This is a genomic window from Angustibacter speluncae (genome assembly GCF_054777815.1).
Window position 1 is genome coordinate 20,949 of the sequence record NZ_BAAHAF010000168.1, and the last position, 7,590, is coordinate 28,538.

A 7,590-nucleotide genomic window follows, 5' to 3' on the forward strand; every position below is an offset into this window, starting at 1 on the left:
CCCCTCCGGGCGTCGCGGGGTCGGGGGCCGTCAGACCGGCGGCGCCGGTGGCCGGCACCACAGCGCCTCGGTGTCGCCCTCGAGCCGGACGTCGCCCGCCGCGTGCGGCAGCAGCACCGTCTGGCCCGCGCGCACGTCGAGCTCGCCGGTGCCGCCGCTCAGCCGTCCACCGCCGCTCACGACGACGAGCACGCCGAACCCGGCCGGGCTGGTCACGGTTCCCCGCGTGCGCTCGACCCGGAAGAAGTCGGCGGCGTCGGGCAGCAGGTCGCCGAGGTCGCCGGCCCGCGCGCCGCGCAGCGCCTCGACCTCGCTCCCCGGCCATGCCCGCCGGTCGACGGCCTGCAGCGCGAGGTCGAACCCGAGCCCGAGGTGACCGTCGGCGGCACCGTCGAGGTCGAACCCCTTCCACTCCATCAGGATCGACAGGTCGGTCGGCTCCTGCAGCTCGACCAGGAACGCGCCCTCGCCGATCGCGTGCGGCATGCCGGCCGGCACCAGGACGGCGTCGCCGGCACGCACCGGCAGCGTGTGCATGGCGTCGAGCATCGCGTCGGTGTCCTGGTCGCGCACCCACCCGGCGAGCTCGTCGGCGCCGACCTCGCGCTCGAAGGCCAGGTGCACCGTGGCCGGCTCGAGGAACACCCAGGCCTCGGTCTTGCCGTGCGAGAGCGAGAGGTGCTCGCCCGCGAAGGGGACGTCGGGGTGCGCGTGGACGGGAAGCCGCTGGCCGGCGTCGAGCAGCTTCACCAGCAGCCCGGTGTCGTCGGCGAAGGCCGCGACGTGGTCGGCGCCGAGCCACGCCCGGGGGTCGCGCCGCACGGCGTCGCGCAGCAGCTCGCCGCCGGGCAGCCGGGTGAGCCCCAGGTCGGTCTCGGCGAACAGCGACGTCGTCGACCCCACCCAGTCCTCGGGGACGTTCGAGTCGACGGGCTCGTCGCCGCGGAAGGCGGCGATCTGCCGGCCGCCCCGGTAGAAGCGGTCCGGCGGCTGGTTGGCGGGCAGCACGACGGGCTGGGTCCCCGGCAGGGGCTGGGTCACGGTGCACTCCTTCGTCGGTCGGGGTCCAGCATGGCCGACGCGCCCCGGGTAGGTTCGACCCGTGGTCGACCTCCCGGGCCTGTCGCTCGACGCCCTGCGCACCTGGGTGCGCACCACCGGGCTCGGCGACGACGTCGACGCCGCCGAGGTGGTGGCCGGCGGCCGCTCGAACCTCACCTACCTGCTCGACCTCGACGGCACGCGGGTGGTGCTGCGGCGACCGCCGCTGGGGCACGTGCTGGCGACCGCCCACGACATGGCGCGCGAGCACACCGTGCAGGCGGCGCTGGCGGGGGTCGTGCCCGTGCCCCGCATGCTGGGGCTGTGCGAGGACCCGGACGTCCTCGGCGCCCCCTTCTACCTGATGGAGCACGTCGACGGCGTCGTCGTCCGCACCCGCGAGCAGGTCGACGGCCTCGGGGACGGCGGCCTGGCCGCGGCGGGCACGGCCCTCGTCGCCACCCTGGCCGACCTGCACCGCGTCGACCCGGACGCCGTGGGGCTCAGCGGTTTCGGCCACCCGGACGGCTTCCTCGCCCGCCAGGTGCGGCGCTGGTCGTCGCAGCTCGACGCCAGCCGCAGCCGCGACCTCCCCGAGGTCGACTCCCTGCGCGACCGGCTCGCGGCGTCGGTGCCGCCCGGGTCGGACCGTCCGCACCGCCGGGGCGTCGTGCACGGCGACTTCCGGCTCGACAACGCGGTCCTCGACCCCACCGGCCGCGAGGTCCGCGCCGTCCTCGACTGGGAGATGGCCACGCTCGGCGATCCTCTCGCCGACGTCGGCCTGCTGCTCACCTACTCGGGCGCGCTCGGGGGCGGGCCGAACCCGATCAGCGAGGCGATGTCACCCGCCCTGGGCTGGCCGACCGGCACAGCCATCGTCCGCGCGTACGCCGACGACGTCGGGCTCGACGACGACGACCTCGCCGCGCTCACGTGGTGCACGGCCTTCGCGCACCTCAAGCTCGCGGTCATCTGCGAGGGCATCCACTACCGGTTCACCCAGGGCAAGACGGTCGGCGAGGGCTTCGACCGGATCGGCGCCCTGGTCACCCCGCTCGCCGCCCGCGGCCTGCGCCTGCTCGACGACCCCCGCTCGCTGGAGGACTGATGGACTTCGCCCCCGACGCCCGCACGACCGAGCTCGCCGAGCGGCTCGAGGCCTTCCTCGCAGAGCGGGTGCTCCCGGCCGAGCCCGTGCTGGAGGAGCAGGTCGAGGCGGCGCGAGCCGCAGGCGACCCGTGGCACCGACCGCCGGTGGTCGAGGAGCTCAAGGCCGAGGCCCGCGCGCGAGGGCTGTGGAACCTGTTCCTCCCGGGCGAGCACGGCGCCGGGCTCACCAACGCCCAGTACGCGCCGCTCGCCGAGATCACCGGTCGATCACCGTTCCTCGCGCCCGAGGCGGTGAACTGCGCGGCGCCCGACACCGGCAACATGGAGGTGCTGACGGAGTTCGGCACCCCGGAGCAGCAGGAGCGCTGGCTGCGTCCGCTGCTCGCCGGCGAGATCCGTTCCGCCTTCTGCATGACCGAGCCGGAGGTGGCCTCGTCCGACGCCACGAACATCGCGACGAGCATCCGCCGCGACGGCGACGAGTACGTCGTGGACGGCCGCAAGTGGTGGTCGACCGGTGCGATGGACCCGCGCGCCGAGGTCTTCGTGGTGATGGGACGCTCGGCCGGCGACGACGCACCGCGGCACGAGCGGCAGTCGATGCTGCTCGTCCCCCGCGACACCCCGGGCGTCGAGGTCGTCCGCCCGCTGCGCACGTTCGGCTACGACGACGCCGCCCACGGCGGCCACGCCGAGGTGCGCTTCGACGGCGTCCGGGTGCCGGCCGCGAACATCCTGCTCGGCGAGGGCAAGGGCTTCGCGATCGCGCAGGCGCGGCTCGGCCCGGGACGCATCCACCACTGCATGCGCCTGATCGGGATGGGCGAGCGGGCGCTCGAGCTGCTGTGCCGCCGCGCGCTCGACCGCGTCGCGTTCGGGCAGCCGCTCGCGAAGCAGGGCGTGGTGCGCGAGCAGATCGCCTCTGCCCGGGTGGCGCTCGAGCAGGCGCGGCTGCTGGTGCTGAAGACCGCCTGGCTCATGGACACCGTGGGCAACAAGGGCGCGCACACCGAGATCCAGTCGATCAAGATCGCCGTGCCGCTGGCGGTGCAGCGTATCGTCGACGACGCGATCCAGGTGCACGGCGGCATGGGCGTCTGCCAGGACACGATCCTGCCGCAGCTGTGGGTCGCGGCCCGCACCCTGCGCCTCGCCGACGGTCCCGACGAGGTGCACCGCATGTCGCTCGCCCGCCGCGAGCTGTCCCGCTACGCCTGAGCCCTCCCCCGAGTCGCCGCATCCCCGGGGGTCCGACACGCGTCCGCGCCCGAGACACGGCGATCCGGGATGGGTTGGGGGATCAGCCCGCCGCGGCAGCCGCGGCGAGCGCCTTGCGAACACGCTGCGGAGACACCGGTTTCGGCGTGCCGACGCCTTGGGCGAACAGCGAGACCCGCAGCTCCTCGAGCATCCAGCGCATCTCGCGCAGCTCGTCCGGGGCGGACGTGGCGGGTGACGCGGCGGCGACCGCCTGCTCGTACTCGGTCTGCAGCTGCTGTACCTCCCACAGGTGCTGGGCGTCGCGCTGCGGCTCGCGGGCGAGCACCTCGACCCGACGCAGGAGGGCGCGCAGGTAGCGCTGGACGTCGGGCAGCCTCGCCACGCCGGCGTCGGTGACGAAGCCTGGGCGCACGAGCCGGCCGAGGTGCTCCTTGACGTCGGCGAGCGAGCTCAGCACCTGCAGCGACGACACCGACGACACCGCCTGCTCCACCTGCCGCGCCGACGACAGCACCCGTGCGACCAGCCGCAGGTGCTCCCCGACCGCGCCGGGCAGCTCGTCGCGCACCGCCTGCTCGAGTCGGGCGAAACCCGCTGCGTCCCAGGCGGGACCGCCGTGGCGCCGTACGACGTCGTCGACGACCGCACCGGCGACGTCGTGCACCAGCGCGGGGAGCGACCCGTGCGGAGCGCGGGTCAGCGCGAGCCGGTCGGCGCTGTCCCAGCCGTCGGTGAGCGACGACACCGACGGCACCGGGGCCGACCGCAGCAGCAACCGCCTGGTGCCGCGGGGCATCTCGCGCGCCTGCTCGGCCGGCGTGGCCAGCACCCGCACGTCGACGCGACCCTGCGCGTCCACGAGCGCGGGGTACCCCGTGACCGGGCCGCCCGGCCCCGCCGTCGAGAACTCGCGGGGCAGGTCGCCGACCGACCACCCCTGCAGGTCGTCGACCTCGACGCCGGCGCGACGCGCCGACGCCGAGATGGCCTCCTGCACGGTCGGAGCCGCCTCGCGATTGACCTGCTCGACGTCCTTGCCCGCCGCGACCTCGCGGCCGCGGCGCCCGGTCACCTTGACCCGCACCCGCAGGTGCGCCGGGACCTTGTCCCAGTCGAAGGCGTCCTCCGGGACGGGCACGCCCGCCAGCCGTCCGAGCTCGCGGCTCAGCGCGGGCAGCAGCGGCTCCTCCCCCGGCGACACGTGCTCGAGCGCGAGCCGGGCGTTGTCGGGCGCGGGCGCCAGGTGGCGGCGCACCGGCTTGGGCAGCGAGCGGATCAGCCCGGTGACCAGCTCGAGCCGCATCCCCGGCACCTGCCACTCGAACGCGTCCGGTGGCAGCTGGTTCAGCACCGCCGCGGGGACGGTGACCGTGACGCCGTCCTCGTCCGAGCCCGGCTCGAAGCGGTACGACACCCGCAGGTCGAGCCCGGCCACGTGCCAGCGGTCGGGGAAGTCGTCCTGGCTGACCCGCTCCGCCGCCGAGTCGTCGACGACGTCGGCCTCGGTGAAGGTGAGCAGGTCCGGCGCCTCGCGCCGCGCCTGCTTCCACCACCGGTCGAAGTGCGCACCCGACACCACGTCGGCGGGGATCCGCTTGTCGTAGAACGCGAACAACGTCTCGTCGTCGACGACGATGTCGCGTCGGCGCGACCGGTGCTCGAGCTCGCCGACGTCCTCGAGCAGGCGACGGTTGTCGTGGAAGAACGCGTGCCGGGTGCGCCAGTCGCCCTCGACCAGGGCGTGCCGGATGAACAGCTCGCGGCTGAGCACCGGGTCGACCCGGCCGTACTGCACCGCCCGGTCGACGACGAGCGGCATGCCGTAGAGCGTCACCCGCTCCTGCGCGACGACGCTGCCCCGGCGGGCCGACCAGTGCGGCTCGGCGTACGACCGCTTCACCACGTGCGCGGCCGCCTGCTCGACCCAGGCCGCCTCTACCTTGGCGACGGTGCGGGCCCACAGCCGCGACGTCTCGACCAGCTCGGCGGCCACGACCAGGTCGGGCGGCCGCTTCGCGAGCACCGAGCCCGGGAAGATCGCGAACGAGATGCCGCGTGCGCCCTGGAACTCGGCGAGCGGGCGGCGTCCGCGCTGCGGGCGGCCCGCTGCGGCCTTGGCCGCCTTGCGCTCGTCCTGCAGGCCCACCTGCGACAGCAGCCCGGGCAGCAGCGCCTGGTGCACCCGGTCGGCGTCGACGGCGTCGCGACCGGCCTCGGGCGACGCGGTGCGCGAGATCCCGATCTTCAGGTCCTTGCAGACGCGTCGGAGCTGGGAGTACAGGTCCTGCCACTCGCGGATGCGCAGGAAGTGCAGGAACTCCCGCTTGCACGCGCGCCGGAACGCGCTGGACGACAGCTCGTCCTGCTGCTGCCTCAGGTGCTCCCACAGGTTGAGGTACGCGAGGAAGTCCGAGCGCTCGTCGACGAACCGGCGGTGCTGCTCGTCGGCCGCCTGCTGCGCCTCGGCCGGTCGCTCTCGCGGGTCCTGGATCGACATCGCCGCGGCGATGACGAGCACCTCGTGGACGCAGCCGAGCCGGTCGGCCTCGAGCACCATCCGCGCCATCCGCGGGTCGACGGGCAGCCGCACCAGCCGCCGCCCGATCCGGGTGAGGCGCCGGTCCGTCGGCGAGGTGCCCGGCTCGATGGCGTGCAGCTCCTCGAGCAGCGCGACGCCGTCGCGCACGGCCCGCGCGTCCGGCGGGTCGACGAACGGGAACCCGGCGACGTCGCCGAGACCGATCGAGGTCATCTGCAGGATGACCGAGGCCAGGTTGGTGCGCAGGATCTCGGGGTCGGTGAACTCGGGACGGCCGTCGAAGTCGTCCTCGGAGTAGAGCCGGAGGCAGATGCCGTCGGCGACGCGGCCGCAGCGACCGGCGCGCTGGCGGGCCGAGGCCTGCGACACCGGCTCGATCGGCAGCCGCTGCACCTTGGTGCGCAACGAGTACCGCGAGATGCGGGCGGTGCCGGTGTCGACGACGTAGCGGATGCCCGGGACGGTGAGCGAGGTCTCCGCGACGTTGGTCGACAGCACCACCCGCTGCCCCGGGTGGGACGCGAACACCCGGTGCTGCTCGGCGGCCGACAGCCGCGCGTACAGCGGCAGCACCTCGACCTCCCGGATGCGGCCGCGGGTCATCGCGTCGCGCAGGCCGTCGGCGGCGTCGCGGATCTCGCGCTCGCCGGAGAAGAAGACGAGCACGTCGCCGTCGCCCTCGCGCTGCAGCTCGGCGACGGCGTCGACCACGGCGGAGACCTGGTCGCGGTCGGGGTCGGCGGCCGGGTCGCCGGGTGCGGCGTCGGGATCGGTCACCGGTCGGTAGCGCACCTCCACCGGGTAGGTGCGACCCGACACCTCGATCACCGGCGCGTCGCCGAAGTGCTCGGCGAACCGGGCGGAGTCGATCGTCGCCGACGTGATGACGAGCTTGAGGTCGGGACGCCGCGGCAGCAGCTGGTGCAGGTAACCGAGGATGAAGTCGATGTTCAGCGACCGCTCGTGCGCCTCGTCGACGATGATCGTGTCGTAGCGGCGCAGCATCGGGTCGCGCTGGATCTCGGCGAGCAGGATGCCGTCGGTCATCAGCCGCACCTGGGTGCCGGCGCTGACCTGGTCGGTGAAGCGGACGGTGTAGCCGACCCGCTGCCCCAGCTCGGTGCCGAGCTCGGACGCGATCCGCTCGGCGACCGAGCGGGCCGCGATGCGGCGGGGCTGGGTGTGACCGATCAGGCCGTCGCGGCCGCGGCCGAGCTCGAGGCAGATCTTCGGCAGCTGCGTGGTCTTGCCCGACCCGGTCTCGCCGGCGACCACCACGACCTGGTGGTCGCGGATCGCGGCGGCGATGTCGTCCTTGCGCTGCGAGACCGGCAGCTCGGGCGGGTACCGGATCGCGGCGAGGTCGCTCTCCGGGCTCGCGCTCATGACCCCACGAGTCTAGGCGGCGGGTGCGCAGCCGCTCGACCGAGATCGGGCGGGGAGGGTCAGCGCGGCGGCTCGCAGACGACGCCGTCGCCGTCCGCGTCGCGGTACCAGTCGTACTCGGGGTCGACACCGCGCACGTACAGGCCGTACCCAGCCGCCAGCGCGGCCTTGCAGGTCTCGAACCGCGGGTCGGTGGCTGCGTCCTGCTCGGCCTGGCGGGCGGCCTCGTCGCGGGCGGCCTGCTCGGCCGGGAGCCGGGCCGCCTCGGCGGCGGCAGCCTGCTCGGCGGC

Annotated in this window: 5 protein-coding genes; 2 read left to right on the plus strand and 3 right to left on the minus strand. The window is 74.7% G+C overall.

Annotated features, from left to right (window positions below; all coding sequences use genetic code 11):
• Window positions 1-30: 30 nt before the first annotated feature.
• A complete protein-coding gene (locus ACYVKY_RS18930) occupies window positions 31-1,041 on the minus strand; it encodes a class I mannose-6-phosphate isomerase (RefSeq protein ID WP_460436540.1) in 1,011 nt (336 codons plus the stop codon).
• Window positions 1,042-1,102: 61 nt separating this feature from the next.
• On the opposite strand from ACYVKY_RS18930, the gene ACYVKY_RS18935 reads away from it, so the two are divergent.
• Window positions 1,103-2,152, plus strand: a complete 1,050-nt coding sequence (locus ACYVKY_RS18935; protein ID WP_460436541.1) for a phosphotransferase family protein — start codon at window positions 1,103-1,105, stop codon at window positions 2,150-2,152.
• On the plus strand, window positions 2,152-3,372 hold the full coding sequence (locus ACYVKY_RS18940; RefSeq protein WP_460436542.1) for an acyl-CoA dehydrogenase family protein: 1,221 nt from the start codon (window positions 2,152-2,154) through the stop codon (window positions 3,370-3,372). Before ACYVKY_RS18935 ends, ACYVKY_RS18940 begins: the two co-directional genes overlap by 1 nt.
• A gap of 82 nt (window positions 3,373-3,454) precedes the next feature.
• Here ACYVKY_RS18940 and hrpA read toward each other — a convergent pair whose 3' ends face one another.
• Both hrpA and ACYVKY_RS18950 read right to left on the minus strand, forming a co-directional pair.
• The gene (gene hrpA, locus ACYVKY_RS18945) at window positions 3,455-7,300 is read right to left on the minus strand and encodes an ATP-dependent RNA helicase (protein ID WP_460436543.1); all 3,846 of its coding nucleotides are present in this window, start codon (window positions 7,298-7,300) and stop codon (window positions 3,455-3,457) included.
• 59 nt (window positions 7,301-7,359) lie between these two features.
• Window positions 7,360-7,590 (minus strand): excalibur calcium-binding domain-containing protein (locus ACYVKY_RS18950; protein WP_460436544.1); only part of this gene is annotated, 231 nt, incomplete at its 5' end.

What these genes read in the sequence shown, in the direction of transcription:
- hrpA (WP_460436543.1), bottom strand. Translation starts at nt 7,300, where the DNA reads ATGAGCGCGAGCCCGGAGAGCGACCTCGCCGCGATCCGGTACCCGCCC.
- ACYVKY_RS18940 (WP_460436542.1), top strand. Translation starts at nt 2,152, where the DNA reads ATGGACTTCGCCCCCGACGCCCGCACGACCGAGCTCGCCGAGCGGCTC.